Annotated in this window: 19 protein-coding genes; 8 read left to right on the forward strand and 11 right to left on the reverse strand. The window is 69.4% G+C overall.

Annotation, left to right across the window (positions count from 1 at the left end):
- Nucleotides 1-37: 37 nt before the first annotated feature.
- The 10 genes from IAI58_RS00805 to IAI58_RS00845 form a co-directional block, all read right to left on the reverse strand.
- Entirely contained in the window at nucleotides 38-880 is an 843-nt protein-coding gene (locus IAI58_RS00805; RefSeq protein ID WP_207449336.1) for a cytochrome c oxidase subunit 3, read from the reverse strand.
- A 124-nt stretch (nucleotides 881-1004) separates the two neighbouring features.
- Complete coding sequence (locus IAI58_RS00810) at nucleotides 1005-1643, reverse strand: cytochrome c oxidase assembly protein (protein WP_207449334.1); 639 nt, start codon at nucleotides 1641-1643, stop codon at nucleotides 1005-1007.
- Between the two features lie 14 nt (nucleotides 1644-1657).
- The gene (locus IAI58_RS23240; protein WP_272874869.1) at nucleotides 1658-1786 is read right to left on the reverse strand and encodes a hypothetical protein; all 129 of its coding nucleotides are present in this window, start codon (nucleotides 1784-1786) and stop codon (nucleotides 1658-1660) included.
- Complete coding sequence (locus IAI58_RS00815) at nucleotides 1783-2739, reverse strand: heme o synthase (RefSeq protein ID WP_207449332.1); 957 nt, start codon at nucleotides 2737-2739, stop codon at nucleotides 1783-1785. Before IAI58_RS00815 ends, IAI58_RS23240 begins: the two co-directional genes overlap by 4 nt.
- Nucleotides 2740-2760: 21 nt before the next feature.
- The gene (ctaD, locus tag IAI58_RS00820) at nucleotides 2761-4362 is read right to left on the reverse strand and encodes a cytochrome c oxidase subunit I (RefSeq protein WP_207449330.1); all 1602 of its coding nucleotides are present in this window, start codon (nucleotides 4360-4362) and stop codon (nucleotides 2761-2763) included.
- A 43-nt stretch (nucleotides 4363-4405) separates the two neighbouring features.
- On the reverse strand, nucleotides 4406-5272 hold the full coding sequence (coxB, locus tag IAI58_RS00825) for a cytochrome c oxidase subunit II (protein WP_408906214.1): 867 nt from the start codon (nucleotides 5270-5272) through the stop codon (nucleotides 4406-4408).
- A gap of 333 nt (nucleotides 5273-5605) precedes the next feature.
- Nucleotides 5606-5953, reverse strand: coding sequence for an ArsR/SmtB family transcription factor (locus IAI58_RS00830; protein WP_336512373.1), 348 nt, complete (start codon nucleotides 5951-5953; stop codon nucleotides 5606-5608).
- Between the two features lie 14 nt (nucleotides 5954-5967).
- Nucleotides 5968-6687: a class I SAM-dependent methyltransferase gene (locus tag IAI58_RS00835; protein ID WP_207449326.1), complete on the reverse strand. Its 720-nt coding sequence runs from the start codon at nucleotides 6685-6687 to the stop codon at nucleotides 5968-5970.
- Nucleotides 6688-6803: 116 nt separating this feature from the next.
- Nucleotides 6804-7703: a DMT family transporter gene (locus tag IAI58_RS00840; RefSeq protein WP_207449324.1), complete on the reverse strand. Its 900-nt coding sequence runs from the start codon at nucleotides 7701-7703 to the stop codon at nucleotides 6804-6806.
- An 84-nt stretch (nucleotides 7704-7787) separates the two neighbouring features.
- Nucleotides 7788-8516, reverse strand: a complete 729-nt coding sequence (locus IAI58_RS00845) for an SIMPL domain-containing protein (RefSeq protein WP_207449322.1) — start codon at nucleotides 8514-8516, stop codon at nucleotides 7788-7790.
- Nucleotides 8517-8665: 149 nt separating this feature from the next.
- On the opposite strand from IAI58_RS00845, the gene IAI58_RS00850 reads away from it, so the two are divergent.
- The 7 genes from IAI58_RS00850 to IAI58_RS00880 all read left to right on the forward strand — a co-directional run bounded on the left by IAI58_RS00850 (nucleotide 8666) and on the right by IAI58_RS00880 (nucleotide 15000).
- On the forward strand, nucleotides 8666-9604 hold the full coding sequence (locus IAI58_RS00850; RefSeq protein ID WP_207449320.1) for a LysR family transcriptional regulator: 939 nt from the start codon (nucleotides 8666-8668) through the stop codon (nucleotides 9602-9604).
- Between the two features lie 109 nt (nucleotides 9605-9713).
- Nucleotides 9714-10382, forward strand: coding sequence for an SCO family protein (locus IAI58_RS00855; RefSeq protein WP_237182566.1), 669 nt, complete (start codon nucleotides 9714-9716; stop codon nucleotides 10380-10382).
- A 158-nt stretch (nucleotides 10383-10540) separates the two neighbouring features.
- Nucleotides 10541-10780: a hypothetical protein gene (locus IAI58_RS00860; protein WP_408906215.1), complete on the forward strand. Its 240-nt coding sequence runs from the start codon at nucleotides 10541-10543 to the stop codon at nucleotides 10778-10780.
- Nucleotides 10781-10917: 137 nt separating this feature from the next.
- Complete coding sequence (locus IAI58_RS00865) at nucleotides 10918-11553, forward strand: peroxiredoxin (protein WP_207449314.1); 636 nt, start codon at nucleotides 10918-10920, stop codon at nucleotides 11551-11553.
- Nucleotides 11550-12560 (forward strand): cysteine synthase A, encoded by a 1011-nt coding sequence (locus IAI58_RS00870; protein WP_207449312.1) that lies wholly within the window; start codon nucleotides 11550-11552, stop codon nucleotides 12558-12560. The genes IAI58_RS00865 and IAI58_RS00870 overlap by 4 nt, the downstream gene beginning before the upstream one ends.
- Before the next feature lie 156 nt (nucleotides 12561-12716).
- On the forward strand, nucleotides 12717-14258 hold the full coding sequence (locus tag IAI58_RS00875; RefSeq protein WP_207449310.1) for an acetolactate synthase large subunit: 1542 nt from the start codon (nucleotides 12717-12719) through the stop codon (nucleotides 14256-14258).
- A gap of 436 nt (nucleotides 14259-14694) precedes the next feature.
- Complete coding sequence (locus IAI58_RS00880; RefSeq protein WP_207449308.1) at nucleotides 14695-15000, forward strand: YciI family protein; 306 nt, start codon at nucleotides 14695-14697, stop codon at nucleotides 14998-15000.
- 69 nt (nucleotides 15001-15069) lie between these two features.
- On the opposite strand, the gene prpC is transcribed toward IAI58_RS00880, so the two are convergent.
- A complete protein-coding gene (gene prpC / locus IAI58_RS00885) occupies nucleotides 15070-16227 on the reverse strand; it encodes a bifunctional 2-methylcitrate synthase/citrate synthase (protein ID WP_207449306.1) in 1158 nt (385 codons plus the stop codon).
- Nucleotides 16228-16364: 137 nt separating this feature from the next.
- On the opposite strand from prpC, the gene IAI58_RS00890 reads away from it, so the two are divergent.
- Complete coding sequence (locus IAI58_RS00890) at nucleotides 16365-19160, forward strand: phosphoenolpyruvate carboxylase (protein WP_207449304.1); 2796 nt, start codon at nucleotides 16365-16367, stop codon at nucleotides 19158-19160.
- Nucleotides 19161-19174 lie beyond the last annotated feature (14 nt).

The following is a 19174-nucleotide window of genomic DNA, read 5'->3' on the forward strand; positions in this document are numbered from 1 at the left end:
GCCTCCCCATCCCGGGGAGGCCAGATCCGATCCGGCGTCAGTGGTGGGCGATCTCGCCCACACCCATGATGTAGACGACGACGAAGAGGAACAGCCACACCACGTCGACGAAGTGCCAGTACCAGGCGGCGGCCTCGAAGCCGAAATGGCGCTCCGCCGTGAAGTCGCCACGGCCGGCACGGATCCAGCAGACCGCCAGGAAGATGGTGCCGATGATCACGTGGAAGCCGTGGAAGCCTGTCGCCAGGAAGAAGACGGAGGGATAGATGCCGCCGCCATGGAAGGCGAAGGGCGCCAGGGCATATTCATAGGCCTGAAAGCCGCTGAAGCAGAGGCCCAGCAGCACCGTCAGGCCCAGGCCCGTCATCAGGCCCTTGCGGTCGCCCTGGATCAGCGCGTGGTGCGCCCAGGTGACCGTGCAGCCCGAGAGCAGCAGGATCATGGTGTTCAGCAGCGGCAGGTCGAAGGGGTCGAAGGTCAGGACACCCGCCGGCGGCCAGATGGCCTCCGCCGCGCCCGAGACATGCTCGGGATAGAGGAAGAAGTGGAAATAGGCCCAGAAGAAGGCGACGAAGAACATCACCTCGGAGGCGATGAACAGCACCATGCCGTAGCGCAGGCCGATTCGCACGATCGGGTTGTGCACGCCCGGCTGCCTGGATTCGCGGATGATGTCGCGGAACCAGAAATACATCGACACCAGCACGCCGAGCACGCCGACGCCGAACACCCAGTGGATGTTCATCTGCGCGAAAAGGATGATGCCGAACACCAGCAGCCCCGCGGAGAGCGAGGCGACCATCGGCCAGGGGCTGGGATCGACCAGATGGTAGGGGTGCTTGTTGTGGGCGGGGGCAACCGCGCTGTCGGTGCTGGCCATCGGGCTTCCTGGACTCAAGACGTCACGCGAGGGGTGGAAGGGGCAAGGGCGGCAGGCGCCAATGCCCGGGCATCCGGGTCAATGTGCTGCATCAATCCCGAAAACATGGTGTGGATCAAGCCTGTCACGGCATGGCCGTGCGCGGGCGGCCGGGCTCGGCCAGCTCGGTGCGCTTGCCCACATGCTCCCCGGCCTTGGCCAGCGCGCCGGCGCGCTCGGCATCCGCCAGGGTGCGGAAATAGGTATAATTGACGGTGATGGTCTTGATGCCCCGGGTATTCGGGTCCTTGGCCATCTCCGGGCTCACCCAGTAGGCGATCGGCATCTCCACCTTCTGGCCAGGCTCCAGCGTCTGCTCGTCGAAGCAGAAGCAGGCGACCTTGTGGAAATAGGCGCCAGCCACCTCGGGCGTCACGTTATAGGTGGCGATGCCCGTGACCGGCGTCTCCGCCAGGTTCTCGGCATGGTAGAAGGCCATCCCCTCCTCGCCCAGCGCCAGCTTCGCCGGACCCTGGGAGGGCGCGAATTTCCACGGCAGGTTGGGGCTCACATTCGCATTGAAGCGCACGGTGACCATCTGGTCCGTGGCGCCCGGTGCAGTGCCGCCGATCTGCGGCGTGCCGCCATAGCCTGTCACCGCGCAGAAGATCGCGTAGAGCGGCACCGAGGCGAAGGCGAGGCCCACCATGCCAGCCACCACGCCACCGGCGATGGTGGCGGTGCGGCGGTTGCGGCGGGCGAGGTCCGGATCAGTCACGGGCATATCGGTCCCTCCGGTCAGCCCTGGGTCAGCCGGGCCATGGCGATCAGGTAGAACAGGCCCACCAGCGCCAGAAGCGCCAGAAGCACGGCCCAGTTGCGCGCGCGCCGGCGGCGGTAGAAGGCGCGCTTCTCTTCCGGGGTCATGCGCCGAAGACCAGCTTGTCGGCCGCCAGGGCGGTGAAGAGCGCGAAGAGATAGAGGACGGAGAAGCGGAAGCCCGCGCGGGCCGGCGCGTCATTGGTCAGGCTGAGGCCGGCTTCATCCTGCGCGTCATGCTTCACGCGCCACATGTAATGCAGGAAGAAGGCGCCCAGCACCACCGCGGCGGCGCCATAGGCCAGGCCGGACATGCCGATGACGGTCGGCAGCAGCGTGAGCGGCACCAGCAGCAGGGAATAGAGCCAGATCTGGCGGCGCGTCTCCCGGGCGCCGGCCACGACGGGCAGCATCGGCACGCCGGCGCGCTGGTAGTCGCCCGAGGCATAGAGGGACAGCGCCCAGAAATGCGGCGGCGTCCAGAAGAAGATGATGGCGAACATCAGCAGCGCCTCGACCGAGACATGCCCGGTGACGGCGACCCAGCCGATCATCGGCGGGAAGGCGCCCGCGGCGCCGCCGATGACGATGTTCTGCGGCGTCCGGCGCTTCAGCCACATGGTGTAGATGAAGACGTAGAAGCCGATCGAGCCGGCCAGCACGGCGGCGGCCGCCATGTTGGTGGCGAGGCCCATCAGCACCACCGAGGCCACGGCGAGGAAGACGCCGAAGGTCAGCGCCGCCTCGGGCCGGATACGGCCGGCCGGGATGGGGCGGTTGGCGGTGCGGCGCATCACCGCGTCGATGTCGCGGTCGTACCACATGTTGATGGCGCCCGAGGCACCGGCGGCCACGGCGATGCAGAGGATCGCGGTCGCGGCCAGCACCGGGTGGAGCGAACCCGGCGCCACCAGCAGGCCAACGAGGCCGGAGAAGACCACGAGCGTCATCACCCGCGGTTTCAGCAGCGCGATCCAGTCGCGCACCTCACTGAAATCGAGATCCTCGGATGTGCCGAGGGGGGCAGAAGCCCCCCCCCGCTGCATCGCGCTTTCGCTCATGGCGCTCGCTCCATGCCCCCGTTAGCGGATACGGGGCAGTTCGTCGAAGGTATGGAAGGGCGGCGGGGAAGAGACCTGCCATTCCAGGGTGGTCGCACCCTCGCCCCAGGGGTTCGCCGCGGCCTTCTCCTTGCTCGTGAAGGTGCGGTAGCAGACGTAGAAGAAGAAGACGAAAGAGGCGATCGCGATATAGGAGCCGATGCTCGCGACCATGTTCCAGCCCGCGAAGGCATCCGGGTAGTCCGGATAACGGCGCGGCATGCCCTGGGCACCCAGGAAGTGCATCGGGAAGAAGGCCAGGTTCACGCCCACGAAGGTCAGCCAGAAGTGGATCTGGCCCAGGCGCTCGGGGTACTGCTTCCCGCTGATCTTGCCGATCCAGTAGTAGAAGCCGGCATAGATGCCGAAGACGGCGCCCAGCGACAGCACGTAGTGGAAATGGGCGATGACGTAGTAGGTGTTGTGCAGGATGACGTCGACGGAAGCGTTAGCCAGCTTCACGCCCGTGACGCCGCCCACCGTGAACAGGAAGATGAAGCCGATCGCGAAGAGCATCGGCGTCTTGAAGGTGAGCGAGCCGCCCCACATCGTGGCGATCCAGGAGAAGATCTTGATGCCCGTGGGCACCGCGATGATCATCGTGGCGGCCATGAAGTAGGCCCGCGTGTCCACCGAGATGCCGGAGGTGAACATGTGGTGCGCCCAGACCACGAAGCCCACCACGCCGATGGCGACCATGGCGTAGGCCATGCCGAGGTAGCCGAAGATCGGCTTACGGCTGAAGGTGGACAGGATGTGGCTGATGATGCCGAAGGCCGGCAGGATCATGATGTAGACTTCGGGGTGGCCGAAGAACCAGAACAGGTGCTGGAACAGCACCGGGTCGCCACCGCCGGCCGGGTCGAAGAAGGCCGTGCCGAAGTTACGGTCGGTGATCAGCATGGTGATCGCGCCGCCGAGGACAGGCACCGAGAGCAGCAGCAGGAAGGCGGTGACCAGCATGCCCCAGACGAAGAGCGGCATCTTGTGCAGCGTCATGCCGGGGGCGCGCATGTTGAAGATGGTGGTGATGAAGTTCACCGCGCCCAGGATCGAGCTGGCGCCCGCCAGGTGCAGGGCGAAGAGCGCCATATCGACGCCCATGCCCGACTGGTACTGGCTGTTGGACAGCGGCGGATAGAGCGTCCAGCCCGTGCCGGCGCCACCCACGAAGAGGCTGCCCACGGCCAGCAGCAGCGCCGGAACCAGGAGCCAGAAGCTGATGTTGTTCAGGCGCGGGAAGGCCATGTCCGGCGCGCCGATCATGATCGGCACGAAGTAGTTGCCGAAGCCGCCGATCAGCGCCGGCATGATGACGAAGAAGACCATGATCACGCCATGCGCGGTCACGGCCACGTTCCACATCTGGCCGTCGGCGAAGAACTGCATGCCAGGGCTCTGCAGCTCCAGGCGCATCAGGAAGCTCAGCCCGATCCCCACGATGGCCGCAGCCACCGCAAAGATCAGATAAAGGATGCCGATATCCTTGTGGCTGGTGCTGTAGAACCAGCGCTTCCAGAAACCCGGGGCGTGGTCGTGATGGCCGGGGCCATCGTGTTCATGCGTGTGTGACGCGGTCGCCATCTGTGTCCGTCCCGCTCTCGAACCGTCCGTTAATCAGTCGCGCTTAGCGGCGCAGCTCCGCCACCTTGGTGGCGGCGGTGTCATCGGCCTTGGCCACGGCCACCGGCGCGGCAGGGGCCGCACCGTTGCTGGCGAAACGCGTCTTCGCCTCCGCCACCCAGGCCTCGTATTCAGCCGGCGAAACCGCCTTCACAACGATCGGCATGAACCAGTGATTCTGGCCGCAGATCTGGTTGCACTGGCCGTAGAAGGTGCCGGGCCGGTCCGCGCGGAACCAGGTCTCCAGCGTGCGGCCGGGGATCGTGTACTTCTGCACGCCCAGGCTGGGGACGAAGAAGCTGTGGATCACGTCCTGCCCATGGGTCAGCACGCGGATATTCTTGCCCACCGGGATCACCAGGGGGTTGTCCACATCCAGGTTACGCAGCTGCCCCGGCTTCAGATCGGCATCCGCGATCGGATAGCTGTCGAAGGCCAGGTCGCCGGCATCCGGATAGGCATAGTGCCAGTACCACTGACGGCCCGTGACGTTGATCGTCATGTCCGGGTCCACTGCCCGGTCCTCATAGTAGATGAGGCGGAAGGAGGGGATGGCGATCACGATCAGGATCAGCACCGGCACGACGGTCCAGGCGACTTCCAGCAGCGTGTGATGGCTGGTGCGCGAGGGAACCGGATTCCTGCTGGCCCGGAAGCGCCACATCACATAGACCAGCAGCACGCCCACGAAGGCGGTGATGGCTATGATGATCCAGAGCACGAGCTGATTGAAGTCGTGGATGGCTTCCTTCACTGGGCCAGCGGCCGGCTGCAGGTCCACATGCCAGTCCTGCGGCGCAATCACTTCCGGCGAGGTCGCCGCGTTCTGGGCCAAGGCCGGCACTGAGGCCATGCCCAGCGCGAGCACCATTGCAAGCCCGGCCTTCGCGGAAACCCCCGCGAGCCGCGAAACGATCGACCGCCGCATTCCCAATCCCGTCCGCCCGTATCTCATGCGCCCGTCCGTTCCATGCGCCCAAGGTCCCTTGCGCCACAGGCTCGGGGCGCGGCCGCGCCGAGGCGCCGCTCCGAACCATACCGGGCGCACCGCGCAACCCGGCCTCTCCGCGCCCCACCCCCGCGAGGGGGAACCCGGCTTCGGCCGGACCATAGTCGCGCCCCATACCCCGCACAAGTGATGGGGGCTCAACCTTGCGCCAAAGGATCGTCCTCGCGGGGTATTCGGGCGGCCGGAGGGCCTGGATCAGCCGCCCGTCGGCGGCGGCGAATCGCTCTCCGCCTCCCCTTCCGCCACATGGTCCACCATGTCGGCCAGCATCGAGCGGATATGCGCGTCGGTGACGGCGTAGAAGACCTGGCGCCCGCGCCGCTCGGCCTGCAGCAGCCGCGCCGCGCGCAGCAGCCGCAGGTGGTGGGAGGCGAGGCTGCCGGAGATGCCGATGCGCTCCGCCATCTCCCCCACCGGCGCCGGCGCGGCCAGGCAGGCGAGGATGATCCGCAGGCGCGTGGGGTCGCTCATCAGCCAGAACATGCCGGCCAGCTCGACGACGGTATCGTCCCCGACACCCGCGACGGAGGGCCGGCTTGGCACGGCCCCGACGGCGCTCAGGCCGCCGCGGCGGCGGCTTCCCCGGGCAGGGTGTTGCGCACCTGCACCAGGGTGAAGAGCCCGGCCGGCTGGCAGGGCTCGACGGCATCGAGCTGCACCGCGGAGGGGTCCAGCAGGTCGGTCAGCGCGAAATCCGGGTGCCAGCCCAGGATGCGGGAGAGCGGCGCCATGGCGCGCTCCACCCACCAGCGGGGCCCGGCCTCGGCGGCGAAGTGGTTCACGAAGAGCAGGTGCCCGCCCGGCCGCACCACACGGCGCATTTCCGTGAAGAGCTTCCTGGCATCCGGCACCACGGAGGCGGTGAACATGGCGACCGCGATATCGAAGGCGCCGTCGCGGAAGGCCATGGACTCGGCGTCCATCTCCAGCAGACCCTCGACATGGGAGAGGCTCTCGGCGCGCACCCGCTCCTCGGCCTTCATCAACATCTCGCGGGACAGGTCGATACCGACCACCCGCTTGTCGGTGCGGTAGCGCGGCAGGGCGAGGCCGGTGCCGACGCCCACTTCCAGCACCCGGTTGCCGGGCAGCCGGTTGACCGCGGCCACCGCCCGGCGGCGGCCGAAGGCGGAAACCCCACCGAAAACCGCGTCATAGACCCCGGCCCAGCGGCGATAGGCGTCCCGCACCGAGGCGGCATCCAGTGCCGCCCGGGGGTGATCCCGCAATGCCGCTTCCGCCGTCTGATTCTGCGGTGCCTCGATGATGCTGGCCATGCCCTGTCCTCGCGCCGGCCATCCGCTAGCGCCTGCGGCCCCGGCGCGCAAGCCTGACCGGAAGCGCTCCCGCCCCGTACCGGGCTCTTCGGCGGACCTGCCGGGGTGGGCGTCGGTCATCCTGTGCTTCCTCCTTTGCGGCGGGAGGGCCATGCCACCAGCAGCCCGCCGCAGGCGATGATCGCCGCGCCGGACAACGTAATCCCGTCCGGCCGCTGTCCGAATACCACCGCCGAAGCGATCATGGCCCAGAGAAGTTGCGTATAGGTCAGGGGCGCCAGCAGGCTGGCCTGCGCGCGGGTGAAGGCCAGCACCAGCATGCCATGCCCCGCCGCGCTCAACGCCCCCAGCGCCAGCAGGCCGGTCCAGACCCAGGCCGCCGGCAGCGGCCCGGCCGTGCCGGGGGCCTGCCAGACGAAGGGCTGCACCAGCGCCAGGACCACCACCCCGGCCAGCCCCGTGTGCAGCATGGTGGTGCGCGGGTCGTCCAGCGCGGCCAGCCGCCGCGTCATGATCTGGTAGATGCTGTAGGCCACGGCATTGCCCAGCGGCAGCAGTATGGCCCAGTGCGGCAGCGGCCCGCCGGTCAGGAAGGGCGGCCGCAGCGCCACCAACACCCCGACCAGGCCGATGCCGACGCCGGCCCAGCGGCGCCAGCCCACCTTCTCCCGCAGCCAGAAGGCCGCCAGCAGCACCGTCAGCAGCGGCGCGGCGAAGCCCACCGTCGTGGCATCGGCCAGCGGCAGGTACGCCAGCGCGCCGACGAAGAGCAGGCTGGCCAGGATCAGGCAGAGGCCGCGCCCCAGTTGCAGCCAGGGCGCGCGGGAGCGCCAGGGCAGGCTGCCCGTCAGCAGCCGGATCGCCAGCGCCACGAAGAGGATGTGGCAGCAGAAGCGCACGAAGACGACCTGCGGCACCGGGTAATGCGCCACCAGCAGCTTGCCCAGCGTATCCATCGTCACGAAGATGACGAGGGCACAGAGATTGAAGGCGATGCCGGTGAGGGTGGCTGACATATCGCCGCCGATCATGGCACCGCCCGCGCTGGCGCGTCAGGCCGTCAGGCCGGCTTTTTTACCACATCCGCGAAATGCGCCGCCTCAGGGGCGCCGGCGCAACACCAGCTCGGCCTGGGCCGTGGCGGTGATGGCGACATCCTCCGGCGCGCTGACCGGCGGGGGCGCGGCGGCGGGCCCGCGCGCGGCCATCGCCATGGCCATGCGCGGCATCGGCGCCTCCGGCGCATCCAGCGAGAGCAGGCGGATGCCCGCCACCTCCATCCCCAGTTGCTCCGCCACCGCCGCGGCGCGGGCGCGCAGGGCCTCGATGGCCAGCTTACCTGCCTCCTGCCGCGCCGCCTGGGTGGCCTCGCGCGTCAGGTTCCAGCCCATGCCGGCCATGGCCAGCCCCTGCCCCTGCATCTGACCGGCCAGCTCCAGCAGCGGCGCGGCCTCGGCACCGCGCAGCACCAGGGTCTGGCTGGCGGTCCATTGCCGGCTCTCCGGGTCCCGGTTGGTCCAGTAGTTGCCGGTGCTGGCGCGCACCCCCTGCGCGGCCCGCGCCCGCTCCAGCGCCGCCTGCATGGCGCGGTTCACCTGGGCCTGCACGGCGGCGGCCTCGCTCCCCCGCGCCTCGGCCCGCAGTTCCAGCCGCAATTCGTCGGGCGCGCGGGTCACCTCGCCCGTCTCGGACAGGCGCAGCAGCGTGGTCTCCGCCGGGTTTTCCACAGGTGCGGCGGCGCCCTGGGCCCGGGCGTGCGGCGGCAGCGCCGCCAGGGTGCCGAGAGCGAGCATGGGCACAAGGGCGGCAAGGGCAAGGCGGCGCGGCATATGATGTTCTCCCGTCAGCTTCGTCAGGTCAGGATGTTTGTCCTCCACCCTCATAGTTGAAGGGCGGAGCGGCAAAGGCGCAGCTAGGCTGCCCGTCCGGCGGTGCACCGCCATTCCCAGAGATCCCGCATGCGCGAATTCCCCGACCCATGAGCCAGACCGACCGGCTGCCCGATCTGAACCTGCTGCGCCTCTTCGTCGCCCTGGTGGAGGAACGCCACGTCACCCATGCGGGGAAGCGGCTGTTCCTCTCCCAGCCCGCCGCATCGGGCGGGCTGCGGCGGCTGCGGGAGCATTTCCAGGACGAGTTGCTGGCGCGGGAGGGACAGGCCCTGCGGCCAACCCCGCGTGCGGAGGAGCTCTACGCCCTCATCCAGCCGCTGCTGGAGCAGATGGCCGATGCCATCGCCGCCGCCACGCCCTTCGACCCCGCCACCGCTCAGCGCAACTTCGTGCTGGGCTGCAGCGATGCCATCGCCTTCGCGCTGCTGCCGCCGCTGCTGACCCGCTTCCGTCAGGCCGCGCCGGGCTGCGCGCTCTCCATCCGCCAGGGCAACCACCACAGCCTGCCTTCCCTGCTCGCCTCAGGCGAGATCGAGGCGGCGCTGGGCTATATGGGCGACGACCTGCCGGCCAATGCGCGGATGCGCGTGGTGGGCCATACCGGCTGGCAGGTGCTGCGCGATGCCGCCACCGCCCCGGTCACGGAGATGGAGGCCTACTGCGCCAGACCACATGTGCTGATCTCGTCGCGCGGGCAGCTGGAGGGCAATGTCGATGCCCTGCTGCGCACGGAGGGGCGGCAGCGCCGGGTGGTGCTGGGCGTCAGCTCCTTCTCCCTGCTGGCCGCCGCCCTGCCGGGGACCGAACTGATCGCCACCGTGCCGGATTTCGTCGCGAGCCGGCTGGCCCAGCGCTACGGCCTGATAACCGAATCGCCCCCGGTCTCCCCCACCCCCACCCCGACTTCCCTGGTCTGGAACGGCTCCCGCGACCGGGACCCGGGGGATCGCTGGTTCCGGGGCGAGGTGCTGGCCACCATGGCCGAGCTGCTCGCGCATGACAGGGGCAAGGTCACGGTCAGTTGAGCGGGATGAGATTTATTACGGGGAACATACCTTGTCCCCTAGAGGCTTGTTTGCGCCTAAGGATATTCCTCCGGAATGCTGCATAAGCTAAGCATGACGCATGCAACGCATGATCCGTCTCCTCGTGGTTGTCCTGGTGCTCGGCCTCGGTGGCCTTTGGGGCAGCGCATGGTTCATGCGCCAGCCCGGGGAGTCCCTGAGCGACGCCTTCCTGCGCCAGGCTTCCTTCCTGACGGGGCGGGAGTCTGAGGCACCCTTCGCGGGCGGCATCCGCCTGCCGCAGGGCGTCACCATGGGCGGCCCTTTCACCATGCTGGACCAGGATGGCAGGACGGTGACGCAGGCCGATTTCGGCGGCCAGTTGCTGGTGGGCTATTTCGGCTACAGCTTCTGCCCGGATGTCTGCCCCACAGAACTGGGCTCCATCGGCGCCGCCATGGACCTGCTTTCCGAGGCCGAGGCGGCGCGCGTGACGCCGCTCTTCGTCACGGTGGACCCGCAGCGCGACACGCCGGAGCAGCTGAAGGTCTATGTCTCGAACTTCCATCCGCGCATGGTCGGCCTGACCGGCACGCCGGAGCAGGTGGCGGAGATGGCCCGGAAGTTCCGTGTCTACTACTCCAAGGTGCAGCGGCCGGAGATGACCGAGTATCTGATGGATCACTCCTCCTTCATCTACCTGATCGGCGGCGACGGGCAGGTGCGGTCGCTGCTGCGCCCCCTGACCTCGCCGGAGGAGATTGCCGCGGCGATCCGCGCGCAATTGCCGCGTAGCTAAGCTTCCAGGGCGTCGCCGTCAGGCCGGAACACGGCAAGCACAGCCACCGGCAAAACAGGCAGCAGCTCCCTGGACCACTTCCTGAGGCCCCTAAAGGAGCAGACCGCGATATGGATGAGAACGACTTCGAGGACCTGGTCGGACGGCCTGCGCGGGCCATGCCCGCGGCGCCAGTGCCGCGCTATACCCGGCGCCTGTCGGACAAGATCCTCATCGCCTTCCATCAGGCCTGCGATCAGGGGGATCATGAGGTGGCGGAGGAACTCCTCAATGTCCTGGAGCGGATGCTGACCCGCCGCCCCGTGACCGCCGACACCAACCGCCGCAAGAACCTGGAGAGCCTGGTCGCGGCGCATGAACGGCTCTGGCTGCTGCGCCACCCCGACGCCGAGGCCTGAATTCACCGTCAGTGGGGTGCTATTCCCTGGAATGATGGCGCCATTCCACAGAATGATGGCATCGCCCCTTCCTGGCGCGGCCTTGACGCACGATCTTGCAGGGTGAATTCCTTCCCCGGACAGACGAGGACGCCGCGATGACCATTCAGCTTGGCCAGACCGCCCCGGATTTCGAGGCGGAGACCTCCCAGGGGCGCATCCGGTTCCATGACTGGGCCGGCGATTCCTGGGTTGTGCTCTTCAGCCACCCCAAGGATTTCACCCCGGTCTGCACCACCGAACTGGGCGAGACGGCGCGGCTGAAGCCGGAATTCGACCGCCGCAACGTCAAGGTGATCGGCCTCTCCGTCGATACGCTGGAGCGGCACGAGGGCTGGAACGCCGATATCGCCGAGACCCAGGGAACGCCGGTCAACTTTCCCATGATCTCGGATGAGGACCGCAAGGTCTCCGAACTTTATGGCATGATCCATCCGGAGGCCGATCCGTCCGTGACGGTCCGGACGGTCTTCGTCATCGATCCTGCGAAGAAGGTGCGGCTGATGCTGACCTATCCGCCCTCGACCGGCCGCAACTTCCAGGAGGTGCTGCGGGTGATCGACAGCCTGCAGCTGACCGACAGGCACAAGGTGGCGACGCCGGTGAACTGGCAGCCGGGTGAGCGCGCCATCATCGTGCCCTCCGTCTCCGATGAGCAGGCCAGGGAGCGCTTCCCGCAGGGCTGGAAAGCGCAGAAGCCCTATCTGCGCTGGGTGGACCTGAAAAACTCATGACCATCGCCGAGGGCTTCTGGGGGGCCGTGAAGGACACTCCCCTCATCCGCCTGCACCGGGCCTCGGAAGCCACGGGCTGCGAGATCCTCGGCAAGGCCGAGTTCATGAATCCCGGCGGCTCGGTCAAGGACCGCGCCGCGCTGGGCATCCTGCAGGATGCGGTGGAGCGCGGCGTGCTGACGCCCGGCAAGCCCGGCACGGTGGTGGAAGGCACGGCGGGCAATACCGGCATCGGCCTGGCACTGGCCGCCAATGCGCGCGGCTGGAAGAGCGTGATCGTGGTGCCGGAGACGCAGAGCCGCGAGAAGCTGGACTTCCTGCGCATGATCGGCGCCGACCTGCGGCTGGTGCCGGCCAAGCCCTATGCCGACCCCGGCAACTACGTCCATGTCTCCCGCCGCCTGGCGGAGGAGCTGGGCGGCGAGGCGGCGGGCGTGCTCTACGCCAACCAGTTCGACAACCCGGCCAATGGCCGCGCGCATGAGCAGACGACGGGGCTGGAAATCTGGCAGCAGACCGGCGGCAGGGTGGATGCCTTCACCTGCGCCTGCGGCACCGGCGGCACGCTGGCGGGTGTCGCGCGGGCGCTGAAGGCGAGGAACGACAAGATCCGCATCGTCCTGGCGGACCCCGAGGGCAGCGGGCTGGATGCCTGGGTGAAGACCGGCACGGTGAAGGCCAGTGCCGGCAGCTCCGTCACCGAGGGCATCGGTCAGGCGGCTCGCGCGCCGGGCAACCTGCAAGGCGCGCCGATCGACGAATCGATGACCATCCCGGATACCGAGGCGCTGGAGCAGGTCTTCTCCCTGCTGATCGACGAGGGCATCTCGGTTGGCGGCAGCGCCGGGCTGAACGTGGCGGCGGCCATCCGCGTGGCCAGGGCCATGGGGCCGGGGCATACCGTGGTGACGGTGCTCTGCGATGGCGGGGCGCGCTACCAGTCCAAGCTCTTCAACCCCGCCTTCCTGCGGGAGAAGGGATTGCCGACCCCGCCCTGGCTCGACTGATACGGCATCCGGCCGGGCTGGTGGCAGCCAGTCCGGCGGCCGGTCCGGCCGTCCAATCAGGCCGCAGGCGACGGAACAGCGCGCCCCCCCCTTCCCGGCGCCCGTCTTTCGCTTCACCTTCTGCTCCACCGAATGAGCTACGGGGGAGATTGACCGGTGAACGGAGCTGAAAGTCTGGTCCACACGCTGCTGGGCAGCGGGGTGGATACCTGCTTCGCCAATCCCGGCACCAGCGAGATGCATTTTGTCGCCGCGCTGGACCGGATTCCCGGCATGCGCTGCGTGCTGGGGCTGCAGGAGAATATCGTCACCGGCATGGCCGATGGCTACTACCGCATGGCGCGCAAGCCGGCGGCGACGCTGCTGCATTGCGGCCCGGGCCTGGCGAATGGCCTCGCCAATCTGCACAACGCCCGCCGCGCGCGCAGCGGCATCGTCAATGTGGTGGGGGATCAGGCCACCTATCACCGTCCGCTGGACGCGCAGCTGACCGCCGATACCGAGGGCTGGGCCCGCCCGGTTTCCGGCTGGGTGCGGACGGCCACCGATTCGAAGCGCGTCGGCGCCGATGCCGCCGTGGCGGTGCAGGCGGCGCGCACCGCGCCCGGCCAGATCGCCACTCTGATCCTGCCGGCCGATACCGCCTGGAACGAGGGCGGCATGGTGGCCGAGGCCCTGCCGGTGCCCGCGCCCATCGCCCCGGACCCGCAGGCCGTGCGGAACGCCGCCCGCGTGCTGCGCGAGAAGCGGAACGTGCTGATCCTGCTGGGTGGCGAGGCCCTGCGCGCCGAGGCCCAGGCCCTGGCCTGGCGCCTGGCCCAGGCCTGCGGCGCCAAGGTGCTGGCGGAGATGTCCAATGCGCGGGTGGAGCGCGGCGCCGGTCGCCTGCCGCTGGAACGCGTGCCCTATATGGCCGATGCCGCCATCGCCGCCCTGGCGGAGTTCGAGCATATCATCCTGGTCAATGCCAAGGCGCCGGTGGGCTTCTTCGCCTATCCCGGCAAGCCGAGCCTGCATTACCCGGAGAGTGCCGGGGTGCATCTGCTGACGCGCTACGAGCAGGACCCGCTGGCCGGCCTCAAGGCGCTGGTGGAGGAACTGGGCGCGCCCGAGTCGCCGCTGCCCGACACCGGCCCCCGCCCCGGCATCGCCCGTGGCGCGCCGACGCCGGAAGGGCTGGCGCAGACCCTGGCCGCGCTGCTGCCGGAAGGCGGCATCGTGGTGGATGAGAGCGTCTCCTTCGGGCGCGGCTTCTTCCAGCACACCCATGCCGCCGCGCCGCATGACTGGCTGCAGATCACCGGCGGCGCCATCGGCTGCGGCATGCCGCTGGCCACGGGCGCGGCGATCGGCACCGGCGGGCAGCGGCGGGTGGTGAACCTGCAGGCCGATGGCTCGGCCATGTACACCCTGCAGGCGCTCTGGACCCAGGCGCGGGAGAAGCTGCCGGTCACGACCGTCCTCCTCTCCAACCGCAAGTATCAGATCCTGATCGGCGAGTACCGCAATGTCGGCGCCAATCCCGGCCCGACGGCGATGAGCATGCTGGACCTCAGCAACCCTGACCTGGACTGGCTGCGCCTGGCCGGCGGCATGGGCGTGGAGGCGGCGCGCGCCACCACGCTGGAGCAGTGCGGCGACCTGATGCGGCAGTCCTTCTCTCACGACGCCCCCTTCCTGATCGAACTGATGATCTGACCCAGCGGGGCGCGGCGGCCAGCCACCGGCCGCCGCGCCTCTCCGCCCTCTCCTCCATGTTATCCGGAGGGGGCGCGGGTTCCGCTTGACGGAACCCTGGCTCCGGGTTTTATTGCGAATAACTCGCAGTTGCAGATAACGGATGAGGGGCGGCCACCGTCCCACCGCTTGCCGGGGTCCCGCTTTCCTCCCTCGGTCTCCCTCCTCCGTCATCCGCAACCGAGAACCGGTTCCTGCCTGCAGGGGAGGCATGGACCGGAAGCGGGCCGGAGGGAGCGGGTGTGACTGCGAACCACCCGTTCCGAGTCCGAGGGCGCCTGAAGGGGGTGCCCGCGGACAGACTCGTTTTGCACGCGGGCAGGGCGTGCAACTCCGGCCCGCATCCCCTTCTTCCCAGGCCAGGACGGCGCTACCCTGCTGCGGGGAGGACAATGCCATGCCTTATATGATCGAAACCTGGGACAAGCCCGAGAGCCAGTCGCTGCGCCTGGAGCACCGCGCCGCGCATCTGGCCTATCTGGCCGAGAATGCCGCCAGGCTGCTGGCCTGCGGCGCCAAGCTGGCCGATGACGGCGGCGATGGCGGCGGCAGCTTCTATATCGTCGATGTCGAGACGCGCGAGGAAGCCGAGTCCTTCCTGGCAGCCGATCCCTTCACCCAGGCCGGCCTGCCCGGGCGCCAGGCCATCACGCGCTGGCGCAAGGCCTATCTGGACGGGAAGTCCTACCTGCCGAAGAACTGACAGGTGCTGGGGAGGCGCCGCCTCCCCAGCAGGGGTTCAAGGGGGGCGGCGCCCCCTTGGCGTCGTGGCCTACCGCTTCTTCAAAGGCACGAACGCGCGATTCTCCGGCCCCGTGTAATTCGCCGTCGGGCGGATGATCTTGCCGTCGATGCGCTGCTCGATGACATGCGCGCTCCATCCCGCCGTGCGGGCGATGACGAAGAGCGGGGTGAACATCGCCGTCGGCACGCCCATCAGGTGGTAGGAGACGGCGCTGAACCAGTCGAGATTCGCGAACATCCTCTTGGTGTCGGCCATCACCGCCTCGATCCGGTCGGCGATGTCGAACATCTTGCGGGAGCCGACCTCGTCCGAGAGCTCGCGCGCCACGTCCTTGATGATCGTGTTGCGCGGATCGGCGATGGTATAGACGGGGTGGCCGAAGCCGATCACCACTTCCCTGTTGGCGACGCGGGCGCGGATATCGGCCTCCGCCTCGTCCGGATCGGCGTAGCGCTTCTGGATCTCGAAGGCGACCTCGTTGGCGCCGCCATGCTTCGGGCCGCGCAGCGCGCCGATGCCGCCGGCGATGGCGGAATAGATGTCCGACCCCGTGCCGGCGATGACGCGGCAGGTGAAGGTCGAGGCGTTGAACTCATGCTCGGCGTAGAGGTTCAACGAGGTGTGCATGGCGCGCACCCAGCTCTCGCGCGGGGCATGGCCGTGCAGCAGGTGCAGGAAATGGCCGCCGATGCTGTCGTCATCGGTCTCCACCTCGATGCGCCGGCCGTTCTGGCTGTAGTGGTACCAGTAGAGCAGCATGGAACCGAGCGAGGCCATCAGCCGGTCGGCGATGTCGCGCGCGCCGGCGTGGCTGTGGTCGTCCTTCTCCGGCAGCACGGAGCCGAGGACGGAGACGCCGGTGCGCATCACGTCCATCGGGTGGGCTGCGGCGGGCACCGCTTCCAGCGCCTGCCTCACGGCGGCGGGCAGCCCGCGCAGGCTGCGAAGCTTGGCCTTGTAGCCGCGCAGCTCGGCTTCCGTTGGCAGGCTGCCATGCACCAGCAGATAGGCGATCTCCTCGAACTCGCAGCGCGTGGCGATGTCGAGGATGTCATAGCCACGGTAGTGCAGGTCGTTGCCGCTGCGGCCGACGGTGCAGAGCGCCGTATTGCCGGCCGGCACGCCGGAGAGAGCGACGGACTTCTTGGGCTTGCTGTTGGGAGTCGTGGTCTGGGCTTCGCTCATGGGTCGTGCTTCCTCGTCACGGGGCCTGGGGCGCCTTCTGTGCCCCGGGAGGATCGCCAATCCTGGCCGGCTTGGAAAGCCCGGCCCCCGGCACAAAACCGGCGACAGCGGCCCCCTGGCGGGTCCAGCATTGCCCCATGACCGGCGAAACCCCAGAATCCCAGCTGCTCTCGCTGACGGAGGCCGCCCGGGCGGCGGCGGGGCAGGACCCCTTCGCCCGCCCCGCCCTGAGCACCGCGCTGGCGCTGAGCCGGCGGATGGACGAGGGGCAGCTGAACCTGGAGGGGGTGGCGGGCATCATCTCCGCCCTCGGCCGGGCGGCCTTCCTGGACCGCGCGGCCGGGCTGGCGCGCAAGGTCGGGCTGGACGCGGCCCTGCCCGCCGACGCGGCCCTGGCGCGGCTGGCCGCCCGCGCCGCACGCCCTGACCCGGCCGACAGCCCGGTGCCGCTGGCCCGCTTTCGCGCCGTCTGCGAGCATCCGCGCGCCGGGGCGGTCTTCACCGCGCATCCGACCTTCAGCCTGCCGCGCGCCACCGGCCTGGCCCTGGCCCGCGCGGCCAGCGGCATGGCCCCCCCCTGGCCGCTGCCGCTGCGTCCGGTGCCACCGACGCTGGAAGAGGAATTCGAGCAGGCGGCCGTGGCCATCGCCCATGGGCGGGACGCGCTGGACCGGCTGGCCGCCGCCTTCCTGGCCACGGCGCGGGAAATCTGGCCGGACCGCTGGACGGTACTGGACCCGCGTCCGGTGATCCTGGCCTCCTGGGTCGGCTACGATACGGATGGGCGCACCGATATCGGCTGGCAGGACACGCTGCGCCTGCGGCTGCGGATGAAGCGGCTGCAACTGGCGCGGCTGGTGGCGCAGCTGGCCGCCCTGCCGGAGGCATGCACCGCCGGCCTGCGCATGCGCGCGGCCGAGGCGCTGGAGGCCGTGGAGGCGCAGTTGCGCGCCTGCCCGCCGGAGGGCCAGCCCTCGGCCGAGGCGGCGCAGGCCTTCGCCCATACGCTGCTCAACACGCGGGACGCGGCGCTGACCACGCCCGCGCCGCTGCTGGGCCTGTTCCCCGCCGCCCTTCAGGCCGCACCGGACGACCAGGTGCGGCTGGCGCTCTGCGTCGCGCGGGCGGGGCTGGTGGCGCATGGGCTTTCCCTGGCGCATACGCAGGTGCGGCTGAACGCAGCGCAGCTGCACAACGCCGCGCGGCTGCGCTTTCCCGCCCTCGGCGGTGGGCCGGAGGACCCGGCGCGACGCCGCGCGCTGTTCACCGCCATCAACACGGCGCTGGAGGAGGTGCGCGCGGAGCCCGTGGATACGGGCGGGCTGATGGCGGCCCGGGCCAGCGCGGCGCGGCTGATGATGACGGTGGCGCAGATCACCAAGCATATCGATGCCAGCCAGCCCATCCGCTTCCTGATCGCCGAGACCGAAAGCGGATTCACCCTGCTGGCGGCGCTGCTTCTGGCGAAGCTGTCCGGCGTCGAGGAACACATCGAGATATCGCCGCTGTTCGAGACGGCGGAGGCGCTGGAGCAGCGTGGCGAGCGGGTGGTGGAGGAGGCGCTGAGAAGCCCGCATTTCCGCGCCTATCTGCGCCGCGTGGGGCGGCTCTGCCTGCAGTTCGGCTATTCGGATTCCGGCCGCTATATCGGCCAGATCGCGGCGACGCATCTGATCGAGCGGCTGAAGCTGCGCGTGGCCGACCTGCTGGAACGCTACGAACTGCGCGGGCTGGAAGTCGTGCTCTTCGACACGCATGGCGAGGGGCTCGGACGCGGCGGGCATGCCGACGGGCTGGCGGAGCGCTTCGATTACCTGGACCCGCCCGCGGTGCGCGCGGCCTTCGCGCGGCACGGCATCCCGACGCGGCTGGAAACCGCCTTCCAGGGCGGCGACGGATACCTGCTCTTCGGCACGCCGGCGCTCGCGCAGGCGACGGTGGCGCGGATCGCCGAACATGCCTTCGCGCCGCTGCCGGATGACAAGCCGGACCCGGTCTATGCCGAGGGCGGCTTCGCCACGGATCTTTTCGCCGGCGCGCGGGCGGCCTTCAACGGGCTGGTGGAAGACCCCGGTTATGCCGCCATGCTCGGCGCCTTCGGCCCGGCGCTGCTGGACCGCACGGGCTCCCGCCCCGCCAACCGGCAAAGCGACCAGGGCGGGCCCGCCGCCATCCGCCACCCGCGCGAACTGCGCGCCATTCCCAATAATGCCGTGCTGCAACAGCTGGGTTTTCCGGCCAACCTGATGCACGGGCTGGGCCGCGGCGCGGCGCGGGAGCCGGAGGCCTTCCAGGAACTGCTGGAGCACAGCCCGCGTTTCTCCAATGCCCTGGCTTTCGCCCGCGCGGGCCTGAAGCTCTCGGATGCCGAGGTGCTGCGCGGCTATGTCGCCAGCTTGGACCCCGGCACCTGGCTGGACCGCGCGGCGAAGACCAGCCGCCCCGGCCGCGCGGCCGCGCTGCTGGCCGTGGCGCGGGCGCTGGAGGAGCTGGCGCTGGGCGACGCGGCGCGCGGCGTCTTCCGCCGGCTGCGGGCCGATGACCTGATGCTGCGCGCGGCCTGGCCGGGTCAGGCCCCGCGCATGAGCGACCGACTTTTCGCCCTCCATGCGCTGCGGCTCTTCCTGATCCATCGCATCTGGCTGGTGGCGGTCTCGGTGCCCGATTTCTCGCCCCGCCACGGCATCACGCGGGAGGATCTGGTGCGCCGGCTGCTGCGGCTGGATGTGGAGGCGGCGGTGGAGCATCTGGACCAGGTCTTCCCGACCACTCCTCCGCCTGAGGAATCGCTGGATTTCTACGAGGCCCCCTCCCCCCGCCACGGCGGATACGGGCGGGAGCAGGAGGAGATCATCGAGCCCCTGCGCGCGATGTTTTCCCTGGTGCGGGAAATCAGCGCGGTGGTGTCGCTGGACTGCGGGGCCTTCGGATAGGCCGGGCCGCGGCT

Origin of the sequence: Roseomonas marmotae (assembly GCF_017654485.1) — a bacterium.
In the GTDB taxonomy this organism is placed as follows: Bacteria; Pseudomonadota; Alphaproteobacteria; order Acetobacterales; family Acetobacteraceae; genus Pseudoroseomonas; species Pseudoroseomonas marmotae.

Excerpts from the sequence above, each read along its gene's own strand:
- IAI58_RS00855 (WP_237182566.1), top strand. The coding sequence starts at position 9,714 with ATGATCCGTCTCCTCGTGGTTGTCCTGGTGCTCGGCCTCGGTGGCCTT.
- ctaD (WP_207449330.1), bottom strand. The coding sequence starts at position 4,362 with ATGGCGACCGCGTCACACACGCATGAACACGATGGCCCCGGCCATCAC.
- IAI58_RS00815 (WP_207449332.1), bottom strand. The coding sequence starts at position 2,739 with ATGAGCGAAAGCGCGATGCAGCGGGGGGGGGCTTCTGCCCCCCTCGGC.
- IAI58_RS00860 (WP_408906215.1), top strand. The coding sequence starts at position 10,541 with ATGCCCGCGGCGCCAGTGCCGCGCTATACCCGGCGCCTGTCGGACAAG.
- IAI58_RS00840 (WP_207449324.1), bottom strand. The coding sequence starts at position 7,703 with ATGTCAGCCACCCTCACCGGCATCGCCTTCAATCTCTGTGCCCTCGTC.
- coxB (WP_408906214.1), bottom strand. The coding sequence starts at position 5,272 with ATGGTGCTCGCGCTGGGCATGGCCTCAGTGCCGGCCTTGGCCCAGAAC.
- IAI58_RS23240 (WP_272874869.1), bottom strand. The coding sequence starts at position 1,786 with ATGACCCCGGAAGAGAAGCGCGCCTTCTACCGCCGCCGGCGCGCGCGC.
- prpC (WP_207449306.1), bottom strand. The coding sequence starts at position 16,227 with ATGAGCGAAGCCCAGACCACGACTCCCAACAGCAAGCCCAAGAAGTCC.
- IAI58_RS00880 (WP_207449308.1), top strand. The coding sequence starts at position 14,695 with ATGCCTTATATGATCGAAACCTGGGACAAGCCCGAGAGCCAGTCGCTG.
- IAI58_RS00805 (WP_207449336.1), bottom strand. The coding sequence starts at position 880 with ATGGCCAGCACCGACAGCGCGGTTGCCCCCGCCCACAACAAGCACCCC.
- IAI58_RS00865 (WP_207449314.1), top strand. The coding sequence starts at position 10,918 with ATGACCATTCAGCTTGGCCAGACCGCCCCGGATTTCGAGGCGGAGACC.
- IAI58_RS00850 (WP_207449320.1), top strand. The coding sequence starts at position 8,666 with ATGAGCCAGACCGACCGGCTGCCCGATCTGAACCTGCTGCGCCTCTTC.
- IAI58_RS00890 (WP_207449304.1), top strand. The coding sequence starts at position 16,365 with ATGACCGGCGAAACCCCAGAATCCCAGCTGCTCTCGCTGACGGAGGCC.
- IAI58_RS00835 (WP_207449326.1), bottom strand. The coding sequence starts at position 6,687 with ATGGCCAGCATCATCGAGGCACCGCAGAATCAGACGGCGGAAGCGGCA.
- IAI58_RS00810 (WP_207449334.1), bottom strand. The coding sequence starts at position 1,643 with ATGCCCGTGACTGATCCGGACCTCGCCCGCCGCAACCGCCGCACCGCC.
- IAI58_RS00870 (WP_207449312.1), top strand. The coding sequence starts at position 11,550 with ATGACCATCGCCGAGGGCTTCTGGGGGGCCGTGAAGGACACTCCCCTC.
- IAI58_RS00845 (WP_207449322.1), bottom strand. The coding sequence starts at position 8,516 with ATGCCGCGCCGCCTTGCCCTTGCCGCCCTTGTGCCCATGCTCGCTCTC.